Consider the following 18,104-nt stretch of genomic DNA (forward strand, 5'->3'; position numbering starts at 1 on the left):
AAAAGTAATCGTTCATCTAAGAGTCGTTAACATGCAATCAAGATTACACGCCCACATTGGCACCATCAGGCAATTAGAAATTCTGCTGGCTGTTCATGATAAAGGTGGGATTAATGAAGCCGCAAAAGCCTTATTTCTTACTCAGCCTACGGTCTCAATTCAAATGAAAAAGCTTGCAGAAGCCGTCGGTGAACCTATTTACCGTTTCACTAACCGAAAGTTAGTCTTTACTGAGACAGGCTTAGAAATGGTCAAAACAGCTGTGGAAGTCTTAGACAGTTTTGCTCGTTTAGATATGTCACTGGGTAAAATGCGTCAAGGTCAGTCTGGTACATTACGTATTGCAGTTGTGACTACATCCAAATACTTTATTCCGCATTTATTGGGCCCTTTTTGCGAGCAGTTTCCTGAAATTGATATTCAATTAAATGTAGGTAACCGTGAACAAACCATTGAGCGTTTAAAGCAAGGTATTGATGACTTTTATGTGTTTAGTCATCCGCCAATTGATAGTGATTCTGACAGTATTGAGCTGTTACAAAACCCATTAGTGGCCATTGCCCATCAAGCGCACCCGCTTGCTCAACACAAACAAGTTAGCCTTAAACAGCTTTGCCAAGCACCGTTTCTGATAAGAGAAAAAGGCTCAGGCACCCGCCATGCGATTGAGGCTTTCTTTAAAGAGCATGAACTAAACCCAAACGTAAAGATGACTATCGAAAGTAACGAAGCAATTAAACATTGTGTGATGGCCAAGTTAGGGATCTCGATTCTATCGGCTCACACGCTGACATATGGCGGCCAAAATGACTTAATTCGTCTGCCAATTAAAGAGCTTCCGATAAATGCAAAATGGTTTTTTGTTTGGTCTAAATCAAAACGGCAAACTGTTATTGCACAACAATTTTTAGAACATATTCAGAGTAATGGCAGGCAGTTATTGGAGCAAGAGTTACAACGTAATGGCATAGAATCATAACCCTTGATCATAATTGGATTGAGTTAATAGATTAGTTCACGCTGTAGCCTTTACCTTCTAGGCACGCTGCGCGAGCTTGATAATAATTCTGTTCACCTTCGACATTTGCAGCTTGTACTTGAGCTTGTTGCTGCGCTGCCTGTTGTTCAGCCGCCTGTTGTTGCTCTGCTTGTTGCATATTACTGCGACGACTTTGACGTCTAGCAGCGACGGCACCAATGGCTGCACCGTTTTGCGCCGCATCACTTCTGTCATCATCCCCAAATTCAGCAATCATAGCACCTGCCGCTGCGCCTGCCATTGCACCGCGCATACCAGAACCTCGTTCAGCCGAATCACTGTTATCAGGTGTTGCTTGAGATTGTGGAGCCGCTGTTACTGTATGCGGTTGGCTTGGGTTATAGCCAGTTTGAGATACCGCCCAGCTGTTGCAACTCGTTTCATCAACAGCCTGCTGTTCACTCGTTTGGTTTTGCTGAGGAAAAACATACTGGGCTGCAAAACTGTCGTTCACCGTTGAAAAGTTAATTGCTATAGCAAGAGCAAAAGTCGAAAATATTCCAGTAAATTGGACTAGCGACTTATTGGTTAATGTAAACATGTTATTTCCTTTTCAACGAAGTATTCGATGAACAAATAATCACCTATTTCAATTGACATTAGTTACCATTAAGCGCCAACTGTATTTATTTCGTCGTTGCAAGAAATAAATAACAGCCAATCACTAAAAATATACCGAGTAGAAGGAAGAAAGAAAGTAAATAAGAAAGTAAATAAGAAAAGCGTCGACCTTGAATTCATCAATTTGTAGGCATAAAAAAACGAGTCAAAGCTCGTTTTCTTCTTATGCTATCGATGTAAAAGTGCGTTAGCAGAAAACCAATGCCGACCCCGCTGCAACATTTCTTATGGCAAGTATTTTTTTCCCGTGTACAAGGCAACATGCATAATCTAGGCGTTTACACACACTATCTTGTAATCTAGCTTTGATTTTATCAAGATCAATACTTTGTTCTTTATATCGATAAAACTTGTGTAAGTAGATTATTGCTAAACGTTTTTTGGAAACGGTTCCGACATGCACTTTATCAAGAGAACGAAAGTAATAAGATAAATACCTTCTCTTGCGCGCCGCTTGGTAAAAACGAGCAGAATCAATATCACCTTCCCTGAACGCTAGAATAATGTCTTTTAATAAGCCTATATCAACCAATGCTCTTGCTATTCGGTGCCCAACACCAGGTAATCGATAACTGGCAATACAGCTTTTAAAGCAGGCTTTATGATTAGCATCAGGTTTGTATAAAGGATCATAAATGATGGTCAAAGGCGTTTTGCACTCACTCGCATTGAGATAGGACATATTGCCTTTTTGCAGTTGAAAATGCTTCTCGAGTTTAGGGTCCCAAGGCGCTGAAGGCTGCCAATAGGTACTCACCGGCATTAACAGTAACGCTTTATCTAACTTTAGGGTGTCGGCATGAAAGGCGGTAGCAAATCCACCTTTACTCACGCCATAGCCTATTCTTTTCGGGAATTGCTGCAGCGCGAGTGACAATTTTTGAAGAAATTGCGCAAAAATGAAAGAATCAAAATAATGATCGTCCCCACCAATATGATTAAAGGCGATAATATTCATTTTCCGCTTGCTAAAAAATTGAAAGCTCCAAGCCTGCTTATCGGCATCAACTTGATCTTGTGTTAAAGCTTGGCAGTTAGGGGGGAAAGTCACCATCAAAGGTTCATTCGTATCAAAAATATGATACTGCACTAGTACATTATCAACTTGTAAACGAACAGTTTGATGCTCAATAAGCATGATGTTATTCCCAACTCAGCACACATCATTTTCACGAAAAAAATGAAGGAACAATATAATTTGTTGGCATGCTACAAGACTAATTTGAGAATTAAAGTGTTATTACCTTTAATGTTAACCGAGGGTAAACTGTGTAAAAAAGCAGCGTAGGTAAAACGATTTTTTGTTAAGCCTTGCAAAGTTAAGCTCAATAAACAATCACATCCTCGCAAGCTTAATGACGCAATCAATTAATTGAAATTAACATTTAAAAGTCAGCTTTTATGGGGGTTTCTAGCCCAATGACAAAATAAGCCTAGCGATTGTTAAGTCACTAGACTCTTCAAATTGTTTACCCCTCTTTGCACCAAGCAATAAAAAAGCGAATCACGCCTAAGGCTAAAAATACCTGTACGAACATATTAAGTGAGGCGGTAATATCGAAGCTCGGGGTGAGATACAATGCACTCATGGTTAATACAACTAATAAATTCGCTCCAATCACTTTTTGAACCGCCAATTCAGGCGTTGAACATACCCGCCAAATAATCAGTAAATTTATAAAATAGAATGCCGCAAGCTGCCAGATTTCAGTCAATGCTGGCATGATGAACGTATATTGTAGTAGCACTAACGTGCCTGATACACACATCCCTACCAAGGCTTGATTAACAATGAACTTTGGCATAGTAACAAGGTTTATGGCGAATACAGCCGCTAACATGGGGAACATATAACCATTTGGCAGCGGCAAATATATCCATAAAGCAAAACTGGCCATTAGCGACACCATCACAATCGCCGAGTCTTTAAGCCGTATTGATAATGGTGTTGGATTATTCCATTGCTTAATAACATGTTGCCAATGACTCGTAACTTTAATCTTTTCGACTGCATCAAAAGAATGATTCAGTTGGCCTGCTGACTTGTGCAGCTCACGCCTTGCCTCTCTAATTAAACTAACCGTGTCACTGATTTCAATTAGCTGTTCATTCAGTTCAATAATGACGGCTTCATTCGCAAGTTCACTAAGTAAAGTGCTCCCCTGTTGATGTTCAGAGTCAGATGGAAGCGCTGTGTTATTCACTAATGGCGCCGCTTTGTCTAACCAAGCTTGTAATTTAACAATGGCTTCATCGCTAGCAAGAGTCAGTTTTCTCCAGTGCTTACGCTGTTGTGACAGCTGATAGCTACCTGCAGCAGGTAAATCTAAAATTAAACTGTGAGACTTAATGTTATTCGACATTGCCAATAATCTTGCTTGATAGTCAGCTACTGTCTCTTGGGTGTAGGCTCTTTTACCACTGACACATTCGGTCAACTCCACCACCAAATCATGTAGCCCCTTTGATGTGCTTTTTTGCTGCTCGTAAAACTCTACCTCTGAATTCATTGGCCATAAAAATTGATATACCAATGAAAATACAACAACTCCTAGTATGGTTTCTTGTAGCCTTAAAAAGATAATCTTGACTGATATTGCATCATCAAAGCTGCCCATAAAGCTTATTAATGCACAGACAATAAATGCGATTCTGAAAAAGTAACCATTCTTACGGTCATAAGACATCGCAGTAAATATGCCAGCCAGTAGTATAAAACTACCAATAAACAGGAATCGATCTTGAGCAAAAAAAGCAACCAAACCAATCGCCATACTGGCACCAACAAGTGTACCTAAAATACGGTTATGCGCAGCTTTAATGGAGTGGCTAAATGATTCATTTGACGCTAAGGTCACGACTGTGATGGCCGCCCAATAGGGTTTGTCCCAGCCAAAAAATATTGCCAGTACAATTGCGCTGGTAAAGGCTAACGAAACCTTAATCGCTTCTTTCATTGCGCGACTTAACATTTTTTTATCCCCAATTTCAGTGAGTATCACAACCAACTCATGCAGCTCAACTCACCGATATAAACGGTTCGGTTAACCAGAAATTAAACGCCGGTATATATTTGTACAGATGCCGTTGTCCCCACTCGCAGTTGCACACTCTCAGGCACTTGCTCTAGATGCACTTTGACAGGAATGCGCTGCGCGAGACGGATCCACTGAAAGTTAGGGTTCACGTTTGGTAATAATGTATTACCCGTGCTGCCATCTGATTTGGCGATACCGTACCCAATACTTTCTACTTGAGCATTAATAGGGCTATTTGGATTCATCATTAAGGTGACTTGAGCCTTGTCTCCAATATTGACGCCTTGTAAATCCGTTTCTTTAAAGAAGCCTTCAATCCAAAAACTATTTTGATCAATCAAGGCTACAACAGGATTGTTTGCCACAACCTGGGCGCCCTGTCTTAAATTAAGGTTAGTAATAAAGCCATCGGTAGGTGCTGTGACATGGGTATAGGCCATATTGAGTTCTGCCTGTTCTACAACAGCATCTGCAGCGGCCAAATTAGCCTGTGCGGTTTGCACAGCATTTTGAAAGTTATTTAAATCAAGTTCTGAAACCGTTCCGTGCTTACGACTTTCAAGCGCCATAGCCCGGTGATTCTCATTTTTAGCTTTATCTAATAAAGCCATAGCCTGCAACTGTTTTGCTTTAGCATTGCTTAACTCTGCACGGTAAAGGCTAGGATCAATCTCAAACAGCAATTGCCCTTTCTTTACTTGGCTATTATCTTCCACTAATACCTGAGTCACAGGTCCCGTCACTCTCGGGGTTATCTGAATAATATGAGCTCTTACCTGACCATCTCGAGTCCACGGATTAGCACTGTAATCTTGGTATTGGCTTAACACTGCAACGGCAGCAATCGCAACCATCACCAGCGTAGTAATTATACGAAACATAACAAACTCCAAAAATCTGATGAATTAGGTAAATGCAATAAATCTGCTTAATAACACGGTGATAATCGCCACCAGACAAAGCTCGACTAAAGCAGGCATAACGATCACTCTTTGCCAACCGAGTTTGTTTGCAATAAACACCAACGCGACGGTTATAAAATAAGCCAACATCACAGTAATGAGCAGGGGCGGAAAATACACTTCTCCAATAGCAAATTCATGAGGCATCTGAGTCACCAATAAGGTTATATACGAAAGAGCAAAACGGAGGACACAATGTCATTTCACTCATTAATGGCATTATTTTATGGGATTATGGGACATCGTCGTAATCGCTTTGGGAGGACTTGACCCTTCAAGCTAAACATTACCTTCTGCCGCTTATTAGTGAGGGATGCGTAATCTGATGTAACACAGTCTCTAAACAAGCTGCTTAACACCGCGCCCACTCTGTTCACAAACCGATAAAGAATAGTCCGTTCACAGCATAGTGATAGACAAATGGTATCATTTAGTCTCAAGCTTGATTACACTGAAATGATGAGTAAAAACTTAATTAACTTTGTGTTTAATCTCGTAAAACTAGTGCTGCGTAAACTTGCGTACTTAATTGATATAGGAGCCAATAACCAATGAATTTTAGCTTAGAGCAGTTACGCGCATTCGTTGCAGTATATGAGCTGCGCTCCTTTAGTAAAGCTGCTGCCAAACTTGAAAAACATCGAACCACCATTGGACAAGTCATTACTAATCTTGAAGATCAGGTTGCAGTAGAATTATTTCATCGAATTGGTAGAAGTGTTGAAGCCACTGAAGATGGTGAGTTACTTTATCAATACGCTAAAACCACAGTTCAACAAGCACTGACCTTTGATAAAGTCGCCTTGAGTTTATCTTATGGTGGGCTTGAATCTATCACTATTGCGTATTGCAGTTTTTTACCCCAAGGGATATTAGCTGAAATACGTAAAAGTCTTGATGTTGAATTTCCGAATATGAAAGTCCACTTTGTTGTACGAACCAAACCGGAAATTAAGAAAGGCATTGAAAATGGGACTATCCATGTTGCGATAGTCAACGTTTATAGCAGTAAAATCGTTAATAGCATCGACTTTACGTTTTTAAAAAATTTACAGTTTCTTCTCTATGCTGGTAAAGAACACCCCTTAGCAACAACCCCAAAGAGTAAAGCCTTATCTGTGATGAAATCATCACGACAGCTAGTGCTCAAGTCGATGATTGATGACGACATGGAAGAAAAAGTGGTTTTATCAGCCGATTATGAAGCTATAGATCAAATGGCATTGGTAATAAAATTTGTGCAGCAGAATATTGGCTGGGCAGTGTTACCGAGTTCAGTCATCAACTCTCAACTTTTTAAAGAGAACCTCGTGACCTTTGAATGCGATGAGATTCAAGACCATTTGAACGTCCCGATTGCAATGTGGTCCCCACACTCAAAACAAGTAGCACCGATTAAAAAGAATATCGTTAAAGTATTCGCTAATTATCAAGGTTAAGCTTTTCAGCATCATTTTCTAGCAGCCGCTTATTCTTGGATAAGCTGCGATTTTTTTTTCTAAATCCACTCTATTTTCGTCATCTTCAATATTTATCTACCTTTTTTTATATCTCTTAATGGATACATTTGAGTAAAAACTCTAAAAAATCACTTTCGGCGACCTTACCAAGGTTAGACACTTTATCTCTTATAATCATTAGCTTAAAAATCACTTCCAGTTGTTCATCAAATTTACCAACAATTTATAGAGGATTTGATCCTTCATATAAGATTAAACATGTTTAATTTATCCCCCTAACATTGCTGCCGAAACCACGCCCCCTCACTTACAAGTTCAGTTCTTCGGTGAATTGGTTTGAGTTTCAACTAAATCAGTGAACATTCACTAAAGAACTATTATTTTTTAAGGCAGCAAATACTATGAGCATTATCGAACAACTATTTGCCATATCTCCTTATATCGCTTTATTTATAACACTCGCTCTAGGTTACCTCATTGGTAAAATCACTATCGGCCGCTTTGTGCTAGGTGGTGTGGCAGGAACCTTGATCATGGGTGTACTAATTGGCCAATTCGGAGTTCAAATAGATCCTGGTGTAAAAACCATCTTTTTCGCGTTATTTATCTACGCCGTCGGTTATCAAGGCGGGCCACAATTTTTCAGTGCGCTCAACTTTAGAACCATTAATATCCTCCTATCAGCAGTTGTCATGACTGTAACAGGCTTATTGTGTGTACTTGCTGCAGCAATGATGTTTGATCTTGATAGTGGCACCGCCGCAGGTCTTGCTGCAGGTGGTCTCACTCAATCAGCCATCATTGGTACTGCTGGTGATGCAATATCTCAGTTAGGTAATGTCACTGAAGAAGCCAAACAAATGATGCAAACCAATGTGGCTGTCGGTTATGCCGTTACCTACATTTTTGGTTCTTTAGGTCCAATTTTGATGGTGTCATGGTTAATTCCTACCTTTATGAAATGGGATATCCGTGGTGAAGCAATCAAACTAGCTGAATCAATGTCAGGGGGTAAACCTGAACTGGCACCAGGTGAGTTTAACGCCATCACTGATTTAGTTTCACGTGCTTATAAAGTTGATGAGAATAATCCATTTATAGGCAGAACGATTCAGCAAATCAATAAAGACATGCTTGCTATTGCTATCGAAATGATTGCTCGAGATGGCAGCGACATAGAGCTCGACAAAGCGGTTTCAATCAAGGCCGGTGACATAGTGATTGTTACGGGTCGCCGTGAGGCGATTGCGGGTCATATGGGTGCAGCCACTAGTGAAGTCGCTATTCCGACAGGCACAGTGTTAATCGAAGAAAATCGTCAACTGATTGCTAAAGATGCCAAATTGGTCGGTAAAACAATTGCGCAAATAAAAGCACAAGCCAATGCAGATACATACCGTGGTGTGTATATCACCGATATTATCCGTGGTGGTCATTCACAAATTATCAGTGCTGATTTCGTCGTAGCGAAAGACGACATCATCCAACTAACTGGTAACGCAAAAGACATTAACCGTGTTGAAAAATCTATCGGTAAACGTTTGGGTTCAGCATTTGCTACAGACTTTATTTTCTTTGGTCTAGGTATGGTTGCAGGCCTGTTAATTGGCCTAATCAGCTTCGAAATTGCTGGCATTCCGGTCACCATCGGTTCTGGTGCAGGTTGTTTAATCTCAGGTTTATTCGTGGGTTGGTTACGTAGTCGTAAACCAGCAATAGGCTCTCTACCTTTAGGTGCGTCTAACTTCTTACGTGATTTTGGTTTAGCAGTCTTTGTCGGTATTGTCGGCCTACAAGCGGGGCCAGAAGCCATTAATACCATTAAAGAACATGGATTAACTTTATTGTTCTTGGGTATGGCGGTAACCATTATTCCGCAAATCATTTCATTCTTTATTTCTTACTACGTGTTGAAAATTAAGAACCCAATTGAAGCATTAGCTTGTGTATCTGGTGGCCGAAGCGCAAACCCAGCATTCGCAGCCTTACTTGAAAAAGCAGGTAACGCAACACCGGTTTTTGCTTTCACCGTGACCTATGCCATTGCCAATGTATTGCTCACCCTTTGGGGCCCAATCATTGTCGGCATCATTTCAACTCAATAGTTTCTACTCATTAATTTCTACTAAATAGCATGAATTCGGCGAGTGAGTTCAACTCAACTTACTCGCCAACACATTAATTTTATTAAATATAAACAGGTAAACATTATGAATAACCAACACACTGATACAGCAATGGCTATCGACTTCACCCAATTCGCTAACTTAAGCCCATTTGAGCTAAAAGATAAGTTGATTGAAGTGGCACAAACAGTACCTGATCGCACCTTATTAGATGCAGGTCGTGGTAACCCAAACTTCCTAGCAACCCTGCCACGTAAAGCATTTTTGCGCTTAGGTGACTTTGCATTAGAAGAATCAGAGCGCAGCTATTCTTACTTAAATGAAGGCTTTGGTGGTATCCCTGATGGCGAAGGCGTTGTTGAACGTTTCGATACGTTTGCGAAAGCGAATCAAGGCAAAGAAGGCGTTGAGTTTTTACAAAAAGCCATCAGCTACGCAAAAGATCGTTTAGGCATTGAAAAGCAGTCTTTCTTACACGAATTTGTAAACGCATTTTTAGCCTGTAACTACCCTGTCCCTTCACGCATGCTAACCAACATCGAGAAAGTCGTAAAACAGTACATCGGTGAAGAAATGTATGGCGATATGCCAATGACCACTAACTTTGACCTGTTTGCTACCGAAGGTGGCACAGCATCAATGACCTATACTTTTGCGACAATGGCTAACAATGGCTTACTTAAGAAAGGCGATAAAATCGCGTTAATCACGCCAATCTTTACGCCTTACTTAGAGATCCCAGAGCTAGCTGAGTACGACCTTGAAATTGTTGAGATCCGTCTAGACGAAACCACTTGGCAGTTACCACAATCAGAAATTGAAAAATTAGCGGATACAGACATCAAACTATTATGTGTTGTTAACCCTGCTAACCCAGCATCGGTTAAGTTTTCAAACGATACACTTAACCGTTTAACTGACTTTGTAAGCACCCAACGTAGCGACTTATTCATCATTACTGATGACGTATATAGCACTTTTGCCGACAACTTTGTGTCTTTGTTTGCCAAACTGCCATACAACACTTTATGTGTTTACTCATTCTCAAAATACTTTGGTGCAACCGGCTGGCGTTTAGGTACGATTGGTATTCATCACAGCAATGTATTTGATGATGCTATGCGCGCCTTACCTGAAGCACATCAACTAGAGTTGGATAACCGTTACAAAACAATCACGCCCGATCCACGTAGCATTAAATTTATCGACCGTATCGTTGCAGATAGCCGCGCGGTAGCACTAAACCACACTGCGGGTTTAGCATTACCACAGCAAGTGCAAATGGCGTTATTCTCTCTAAACTGTTTAATGGACTTAGAAGATAACTACAAAGCGGCTTGTAAACGTATTATTCGTGAACGTTACATCACACTCTATAAAAACATGGGTGTTGAAGTTGAAGACAACGAAGATCGTGTTGATTACTACACCTTACTTGAGCTAGATACTTTAGGTGGCAAGCTTTATGGTGACGCGTTTGTCACCTGGTTTAAAGAACACGGTAAAGGTAAAGACTTCCTATTCCGTTTAGCCCATAAAACTGGCGTGATTTTACTACCAGGTAAAGGCTTTGATGTTGTTCATCCATCTGTACGTGTTTCTCTAGCTAATTTAACTCACTATGAATATGAGTTAATTGGCCGTGAAACTCGCTCAGTTTTAGATGACTACTTCACTGAGTACCAAGCCGCCCAAGCTTAATTGATTTAATAGCTTAATTGATTTAATAAGTTAATCTATTAGCATGACGATAAACGCCAATCATAAGATTGGCGTTTTATTACGTTTATTCATGCAGGTTTTGCCATGCACTCAGCGCTTAAGTTGTGGTTTATGTGTAGCTTAAACACTTCAAGATCACAGACTACTATGTCTATTATTGATATATCCATACTAAGCGACTATAAGCTAACGATGAATTAGCATCTTAAAAGCTAAAACTTATAACACGTAAAAAGCTCATAGCTCAGTCAGCACATCAGGCTTTGTATTAAGCTCGATTCAAGCGATAACTGCATCAAACAACTCAATAAAAGTAGGTCATAAATGAAAGGCATTATTTCAATTCAATCTCATGTGGTATTTGGCCATGCTGGCAATAGCTCTGCAGTATTTCCGCTGCAACGCATGGGAATGGAAGTCTGGCCTATTCATACCGTACAATTTTCAAATCACACCCAATACTCACAAGGCTGGAAAGGCCGCGCTTTTTCAGCAGATGATATCAATCAGCTAGTCACTGGTATCGACAATATAGGCAAAATAGCAGACTGTCAGGCGGTATTATCAGGCTACCAAGGTAGCGCAGAACAATGCCAAGCTATTATTAACACGGTCAATACTGTCAAACAGCAAAATCCTACTGCACTTTATGTGTGCGATCCTGTGATGGGCGATCCTGAAAAGGGCTGCATTCTCGCAGATGGTATTACCGAGCAATTGATAAATGAAGTGATGCCGATTGCAGATGTGATTGTGCCGAATCAATTTGAGTTAACTCAGTTTACCAAAATGGAAATCAACAACCTTGAGCAAGCCAAAGCGGCTTGTCAAAAAGCGTTATCGATGGGGCCTAAAATGGTGTTGGTAAAACACCTGCACTCTGTTGCTGATGACACTTTTACCATGATGCTCGCCACTGAATCAGGTTGTTATATTACCCAGCGCCCACAACTTGAATTTGATAAACAACCTGTTGGTGTCGGTGACTTAATCTCCGCTTTATTCACTGGTGGATTATTAAATGGCATGAGCGAAGTCGATGCATTTGAGCATGCAACTAATGCCTGTTACGGCGTATTAAAAGAGACTCACCAAAGACAAGAATGGGAACTGCAAACCATTGCTGCGCAAAATGAATTAGTTAATCCGAGCGAGAAGTTTCGCGCTAAAGCGGTATAAGTAATGGCATAAAAAAGCAGGAATCTAATCGATTCCTGCAAACTAGGTGGGGGAGCGTCAACAACGACAGCTCACCTAAACTGCCGTTGGTTAGATGTTTACAACTTAGTAGTTAGCTTGGAATGTCAGCCATAATTTATCGGTATCATTTGAGAAATCATAACCTTCGTCAGCACCACTGAAACTTGCATATTTAACGCCTAGGCTATAATGCTTCGCAAATGGGTATGTAGCAGCAACGCCCCACTCAGTACCCATATCGATATCACCATAATCTGACTCAAACTGGTGGTATTTAGCCAAAAGTTTAAGGCCGGCAATTTTACCCGTTACAATCACATGGGTATCAACTAAACCATTATCCCAGTTACCTTTACCGCCAAATAAAAACTTATCAGTCCAACCGTTAAAGGCATGTAATGTTGCTAATGGTGTAATAAAGCCAGCTTTGCCGCTGTCAGAACCAAGTACTTCGTAGCCAATTTTTGCGCCAAAAGCATCAAAATCAATACCGGCACCTAATTTGTAATAATCAGCACTGTAACTTACTGGGTTATCACCGCCTTCAGACTGCTGAGCATATTCAGCTTCATAGCTCACTTTCAGTGCATCTAACTTAATATTACCCGTTGCACGAACACCAAAGGTATCAGTTGAGAATGCAGCAACATCTGTATTATCAATCAAATAGCCGTAACCACTTAAATTAACAAACTCGAGTCCTTTGTAATTGATATTGATTAAGCTGGTTTCGTTCTCGTGTTCTTCTTTACCTGAGCCTTCTGGGAAAATACGATTCACATTGGCCACATACGCATAATAGGCAGTGAGGTTTTCAATCGCCGTATTTTTAACAGATACCGCATCGTAAGTTTGTTCATTTTGACGGAAGCCAACCCCACCAACAAAACGCTGATTATCTAATAAAATGCGTTGACGGCCTAATTTAGCTAAGGTTTCAGCAGGCCCTTTGTAACCAATAAAGCCTTGGTTTATTTGAGTATATTTGTAATCACCAATTAAAGGTTCATTATCGGTTGAACGCACATCGTCAACTTCTGCTAAAGCAAATAGATTATAAATATCACCGGTTTGATAAGTTAAACGAGTACGTAATGTGGTTTGATTTTGCTGGTCAACATTCGCCACATCGACATCTTCATAGCGAAGTCTAAACTGCACATTCACTGAAGAGTCATCGATAAAAGCTTTTTTTAATGGATCGACGCTTTCTGATTCAGCGTAAGCTGCAGATGTCGCTAATCCGGCAAGAACAGCTAATGTGAGGGTAGTTAATTTCATTTATTGTAATCCTTATATTTCATCATCTCGAGTGATGTTATATAGGTGAAATAAACTATAAATATTGATCTAAAACAATGTTACAAAAAGACTACAATTACGTATCAATAATTGTGAGCAAGATCATTAACTAATACTAATTTAGCATACCTCGAAATAGGTATTTTCAGTGATACCTCATGTATGATTTGCTAAATAACCAATATCGATTTTAGCTTTATGCTAACAAAATATGTAATCCGCATATAAACAGCCAAAAAAAAGCCTGAAATAAAAATTTCAGGCTTTATCATTTTCGATGAAGTTAACAACCCGTAACGGTTAAATCATAAAACGCAGGCTCTGCAGCATTCGCTGTCACGCTATAGCGTAAGTTACAATTACTATTGATATCGTATCCTTGTGGGAAAATGTACACACCAGAGTTGGGTACATCATAGATCCCCCAATCTTGAGTAAATGCTTCCGCTGGACTGGCTAACTCAGCAAAGTCCCCTTCTACAGCTTTAGGTATATTCACTTTAGTCGCACTAATGTAGCCAACTGTCGTTGCGATTTTTACGCCGTTAACCTCAACTTCACCTGACTCTAGACTCGTTTGCGAGTCGATAGCCGCTTTTGAATAAACCAGTGAATTCGCCGATTGTAAACTCGCTTGTAAGCTTTGTAAGTTGGCAGTCACTGCGTCTGTTTTCAGATTTAAAAACTTAGGTGCAGCCACAACAGCTAACACACCTAAAATAATAATGACGACCACAAGTTCTATTAACGTAAAGCCACGTTGTGAATAACTGCTTCTCATAATACTTCTCAAATAATATGATATTTCAATAGGTTTAAAACAAGCCAAACCCTATCAAAATCAATAAGATTAATAATAGCCGCAGCATATATGAAGTCCGTAAACTCAACCACTACATACGTAACAAAAAGGTTTTAAATTGTTGGTAGAATTACGCTTTTGTTACACAAGTCGTACTTTTAAGCCATCAAACATCCAGCGTATTACAGTAGCTCTTGTTGAATTAACTTCAGCAAAAAGGTCTCACGCTCAATGGATAAGCCTTTCTTGTCACTATTGGCCATCGTATCAAGGTTATGTTGAATGGCTTGATCAATGTCCATCCAAACAGGCTTCATGCCATTATTAATTTCATGCTGCTCAAATTGGGTATCACCTAACTCTTGATCTATTTCACAGGTATAACAATAAGACAGCATATGCATGAGGTTTGCCCCATTCCTAGCCCAAGGGCGGTACTCTTCATATAAACCAAACTCGTTAATATTTCGAATATCACGCGCGCCAGTTTCCTCACTCAACTCACGGACTAAGCCTTGCTCAATATCTTCGTGATCATCAACACCACCGCCTGGCAATGAGTAATCATGATAACGGGCGGTATACAACATCAGTATTTTCTGACCTTGCAGCACAATCGCCCTTGCAGCTCGTCGAGTTAGCATGACGTTATTTGTATCGTTCACAAATTCAATGGGGGTATCGGGATGATGAGTGGTTTTTAAATGGCGCATAAGCAAGTAACGAGAATCACAATAATTGAAAAGGCGCATCATACGCCAATTTTGTGATCCACTGATAGTTTTTGCTGCTCTTTCAATCTATGCGGACTTTTGTCCTCACAGCTTAAGTTCTCGCCACTTATTATCGAGTTAATTAAAAAAAGGGGAAATACAATGACCGCACACATCAATGGCAAACTGGGTGATTTTGCCGAAACCATTATTATGCCGGGCGATCCGCTACGCGCTAAATACATTGCAGAAACCTTCTTAGACAATGCAGTCGAAGTGACCAACATTCGAAACATGTTGGGTTATACCGGTTTTTATAACGGCCAAAGAATTTCAGTCATGGGACACGGGATGGGGATCCCGTCGATGGTGCTGTATGCCCATGAATTAGTAAATGACTTTGGCGTAAAGCGCATTATTCGAGTAGGCAGTTTAGGTGCGACGCAACATGATGTAAAAATTAACGACGTCATTTTAGCCCAAGCAGCAGGCACCGACTCACCAACCAACGCTAAACGAAGTAGTGGTTATCAAATGGCTACATCGGCAACGTTCAGCCTATTAAACAAAGCCTACACTATTGCTCAACAAGAACAGATTAACGTTAAGGTGGGCAATATTTTCACTGGCGATCTGTATTACGATCCAGACGAAGATATGATCCCAGCACTTGAACGTTTTGGTGTATTAGGCATCGATATGGAGGTCGCAGGCCTTTACGGGTTAGCTCATCAACACGGAATTGAATCATTAGCGATTTTGACAGTATCAGACCACTGCTTAACGGGCGAAGAAACCACCGCCGAAGCAAGACAATTAACCTTTAACCAAATGATAAAGCTGGCATTAGAAACAGCAAGTCAATAAAACAACATTAGGGTTGTTACAGCATAAAGGGCACCAATTATGAAAAATAAAATATCCTTAACTCTGCTCAGTTTCTTAGCCAACTTTGTGATGGCAGGTTTTGCTACGCAATTTGGCATGCTAATCGAGCCAATTGCCAATAAGTTTTCCGCTAACATCAATGAAGTAGCTTCTATTTTTTCATTACTCAATGGCGGCGCATTAGCAGGTACCATCGCCGCTTTCTTTTTGATTGAAAAAATCGGCGTCAAACGCATCACACTGATCAGTTACGTATCTATCGCATTAAGTGCTGCAGCGCTGCATTTCACCAGTTCACTATCCGTTGTCATGATTGCCATGACAGTCATTGGTTTGTGTGGAGGTGTTGGGCTATGTATCGCGGGCACCATTGTGGTATCAGTCTGGAAAGATAAAATTCAAAGCACCATGCTTGTAGTACAAGATGCCACCTTCAATGTTGCAGGTGTCATCTTCCCAATGATAACCACATACGCCCTAACCAATGCACTCTCTTGGAGTTACAGTTATTTAGCTGTGGGTATCGTTGCACTCGCTACAGCTGCTATTGCGCTGCTAACCAATTTTGACCTCTGTGAGTCTACATCTGCAACCGATGAAGCTGAAGAAAAGTCAGAATGGAACCTTGGCATCATTAGTGGTGGTGTAGGCTTGTTTCTGGGCATGCTGAGCCTCTATACCTTCCTCACTTGGGCACCGACATTTGTGTCGCAAAAATTTACTATCCCATTTGAAGAAGCTGGCAATATTATTACTCAGTACTGGTCAGCAGCATTAATCGGTGCGTTAGTCTCAACAGCCATTGTATCGCGAGTTAAAATTCAGCACTTTATTATGGGAATGATCTCCCTCGCGTTAGTCATTACCAGCTTAATTGTAACGACAACTAACTTAGAGTGGATTGGCTACTTAACCTATGGCTACGGTTTTGCTTGTGCGGCGCTGTATAATGCTTTCATTGCTTACGGCGTATCATTCGTCAAACAAGCAAGTAGCAAAAATGTGTCTTATATCTTAATCAGTGGTAGTGCTGGCGCAATGTTCAGCCCAGCGATTAGTTCAATGTTTGAAAGTATCATTGGCCTGCAAACTGTGATGTATGCTATCCCTGTCATTTACGCATTAATTATTATGATGTTAATTGCTTCTCGTCGCCAACAAGCGTCATTAGCGACTAAAGCTACAGCATAAACGGAAAATAAATTATTAAAAAAGCCTCTGATATCAAAATGATACAGAGGCTTTTATATAAACCGTTAATGTAATCATTTTATTGTTCTATAAAAGCTTTCAGTCCAGCTAAGTCTTGAATAATAATGCCTTCTTTTTCACGCTTGATCAGTGCTAAATCTTCCAGCTTTTTAACTGCTCTTCGATATACTCTGTCAGTGGTAGCAAAGCGCTCGGCCTCTAAGTAACACCGATTAAATCCTTCAACGGGCTGGTCATGCAGGTACTGATGATATAAATCGTAGGCAATATTGTAAGCAATGGGATACAACATTCTTCGAGTCAAAATATCCACGGTATCTTGGTAGTCTATTGCAATTGCACTGGCAAAAAATAATGCAAACTGTGGGGTTTTAACTAATGCCTCATGTAACTTATCGCCATTAATAATTGATATAGATAATGGTTCTTCAGCAATAATATCCAACTGACAAAGATATTGAGTAAAAAACTCCATTTCGCCAAATATTTGCGAATCACATGTCATGGTACCTAGTTGGAAACTACGACCATTTCTGGCGGTATACCCCATAGAAATTCTGCCACTTGGAACATAAATCAGCTCATTCACCTGCTGACCTTGCTCCATTAATTTATAGTGACGCTCTACGGTTTTCGTTTCTGTAATACATTGCCTCATGATCTTCTCAATCGAATCATGATGCTGCTGCCACTGATCTCGAAACCTTCCCTTCGCAAGCGGTTTTAATTGCATATCAACGTCTATATAAGCTCATTTTCTCTCGATTATAACGGCTAATTGATAGCTTACGTAATCTCACTGCCATTCAAAGCCAATAAATAGCTTAAATTCGCTAATAAACGAAACCACACAATTCAAGCCTCATCACTTCAGTCTTTACATCGCTCACACTTTTATATAAATTAAATAAAACATAAACCATTGATAAATAACAATAATTGATACATTTTCACACAAGTGTTGCCAAACAGTAACAGCTGAAGTTGTTATTTAAATCAGTAAACAGACAAGGATGTAA

General features: G+C 40.2%; 16 protein-coding genes. 7 read left to right on the plus strand and 9 right to left on the minus strand.

The features are described from left to right. The first annotated feature begins 31 nt into the window (after window positions 1–31). Window positions 32–979 (plus strand): LysR family transcriptional regulator, encoded by a 948-nt coding sequence (locus K5Q58_RS06505; RefSeq protein ID WP_220753150.1) that lies wholly within the window; start codon window positions 32–34, stop codon window positions 977–979. Window positions 980–1,010: 31 nt separating this feature from the next. On the opposite strand, the gene K5Q58_RS06510 is transcribed toward K5Q58_RS06505, so the two are convergent. From K5Q58_RS06510 to K5Q58_RS06530, 5 genes are all read right to left on the minus strand, one after another. Next, the gene (locus K5Q58_RS06510) at window positions 1,011–1,580 is read right to left on the minus strand and encodes a hypothetical protein (protein ID WP_220753151.1); all 570 of its coding nucleotides are present in this window, start codon (window positions 1,578–1,580) and stop codon (window positions 1,011–1,013) included. 267 nt (window positions 1,581–1,847) lie between these two features. Beyond that, complete coding sequence (locus K5Q58_RS06515; protein ID WP_220753152.1) at window positions 1,848–2,798, minus strand: hypothetical protein; 951 nt, start codon at window positions 2,796–2,798, stop codon at window positions 1,848–1,850. A 331-nt stretch (window positions 2,799–3,129) separates the two neighbouring features. Further along, on the minus strand, window positions 3,130–4,632 hold the full coding sequence (locus tag K5Q58_RS06520; RefSeq protein ID WP_220753153.1) for an FUSC family protein: 1,503 nt from the start codon (window positions 4,630–4,632) through the stop codon (window positions 3,130–3,132). An 83-nt stretch (window positions 4,633–4,715) separates the two neighbouring features. Beyond that, window positions 4,716–5,579, minus strand: a complete 864-nt coding sequence (locus tag K5Q58_RS06525) for an HlyD family secretion protein (RefSeq protein ID WP_055024776.1) — start codon at window positions 5,577–5,579, stop codon at window positions 4,716–4,718. 24 nt (window positions 5,580–5,603) lie between these two features. Continuing rightward, window positions 5,604–5,807, minus strand: a complete 204-nt coding sequence (locus K5Q58_RS06530; RefSeq protein WP_055024777.1) for a DUF1656 domain-containing protein — start codon at window positions 5,805–5,807, stop codon at window positions 5,604–5,606. Window positions 5,808–6,211: 404 nt separating this feature from the next. Here K5Q58_RS06530 and K5Q58_RS06535 point away from each other — a divergent pair, with 404 nt between their 5' ends. The 4 genes from K5Q58_RS06535 to pdxY all read left to right on the plus strand — a co-directional run bounded on the left by K5Q58_RS06535 (window position 6,212) and on the right by pdxY (window position 12,147). Continuing rightward, window positions 6,212–7,099: a LysR family transcriptional regulator gene (locus K5Q58_RS06535; protein WP_220753154.1), complete on the plus strand. Its 888-nt coding sequence runs from the start codon at window positions 6,212–6,214 to the stop codon at window positions 7,097–7,099. 422 nt (window positions 7,100–7,521) lie between these two features. Beyond that, window positions 7,522–9,225: an aspartate-alanine antiporter gene (gene aspT, locus K5Q58_RS06540; protein ID WP_220753155.1), complete on the plus strand. Its 1,704-nt coding sequence runs from the start codon at window positions 7,522–7,524 to the stop codon at window positions 9,223–9,225. A gap of 105 nt (window positions 9,226–9,330) precedes the next feature. Continuing rightward, window positions 9,331–10,947, plus strand: coding sequence for a bifunctional aspartate transaminase/aspartate 4-decarboxylase (locus K5Q58_RS06545; protein WP_220753156.1), 1,617 nt, complete (start codon window positions 9,331–9,333; stop codon window positions 10,945–10,947). A gap of 345 nt (window positions 10,948–11,292) precedes the next feature. Then, window positions 11,293–12,147 (plus strand): pyridoxal kinase PdxY, encoded by an 855-nt coding sequence (gene pdxY / locus K5Q58_RS06550; protein ID WP_220753157.1) that lies wholly within the window; start codon window positions 11,293–11,295, stop codon window positions 12,145–12,147. 105 nt (window positions 12,148–12,252) lie between these two features. Here the strand turns inward: pdxY and K5Q58_RS06555 are convergent, their stop codons facing one another. The 3 genes from K5Q58_RS06555 to K5Q58_RS06565 all read right to left on the minus strand — a co-directional run bounded on the left by K5Q58_RS06555 (window position 12,253) and on the right by K5Q58_RS06565 (window position 14,985). After that, on the minus strand, window positions 12,253–13,449 hold the full coding sequence (locus K5Q58_RS06555) for an alginate export family protein (RefSeq protein ID WP_055024782.1): 1,197 nt from the start codon (window positions 13,447–13,449) through the stop codon (window positions 12,253–12,255). Window positions 13,450–13,753: 304 nt separating this feature from the next. Then, the gene (locus tag K5Q58_RS06560; RefSeq protein WP_220753158.1) at window positions 13,754–14,251 is read right to left on the minus strand and encodes a type II secretion system protein; all 498 of its coding nucleotides are present in this window, start codon (window positions 14,249–14,251) and stop codon (window positions 13,754–13,756) included. 203 nt (window positions 14,252–14,454) lie between these two features. After that, entirely contained in the window at window positions 14,455–14,985 is a 531-nt protein-coding gene (locus tag K5Q58_RS06565; RefSeq protein WP_211031131.1) for an NUDIX hydrolase, read from the minus strand. A gap of 162 nt (window positions 14,986–15,147) precedes the next feature. On the opposite strand from K5Q58_RS06565, the gene deoD reads away from it, so the two are divergent. Further along, window positions 15,148–15,852 (plus strand): purine-nucleoside phosphorylase, encoded by a 705-nt coding sequence (gene deoD / locus K5Q58_RS06570; RefSeq protein ID WP_055024784.1) that lies wholly within the window; start codon window positions 15,148–15,150, stop codon window positions 15,850–15,852. Window positions 15,853–15,891: 39 nt separating this feature from the next. Further along, a complete protein-coding gene (tsgA, locus tag K5Q58_RS06575) occupies window positions 15,892–17,064 on the plus strand; it encodes an MFS transporter TsgA (RefSeq protein ID WP_220753159.1) in 1,173 nt (390 codons plus the stop codon). Window positions 17,065–17,143: 79 nt separating this feature from the next. Here the strand turns inward: tsgA and K5Q58_RS06580 are convergent, their stop codons facing one another. Further along, entirely contained in the window at window positions 17,144–17,818 is a 675-nt protein-coding gene (locus K5Q58_RS06580) for a Crp/Fnr family transcriptional regulator (RefSeq protein WP_220753160.1), read from the minus strand. Window positions 17,819–18,104: the final 286 nt, after the last annotated feature.

Origin of the sequence: Shewanella sp. KT0246 (assembly GCF_019654955.1) — a bacterium.
GTDB classification, from domain to species: Bacteria; Pseudomonadota; Gammaproteobacteria; order Enterobacterales; family Shewanellaceae; genus Shewanella; species Shewanella goraebulensis.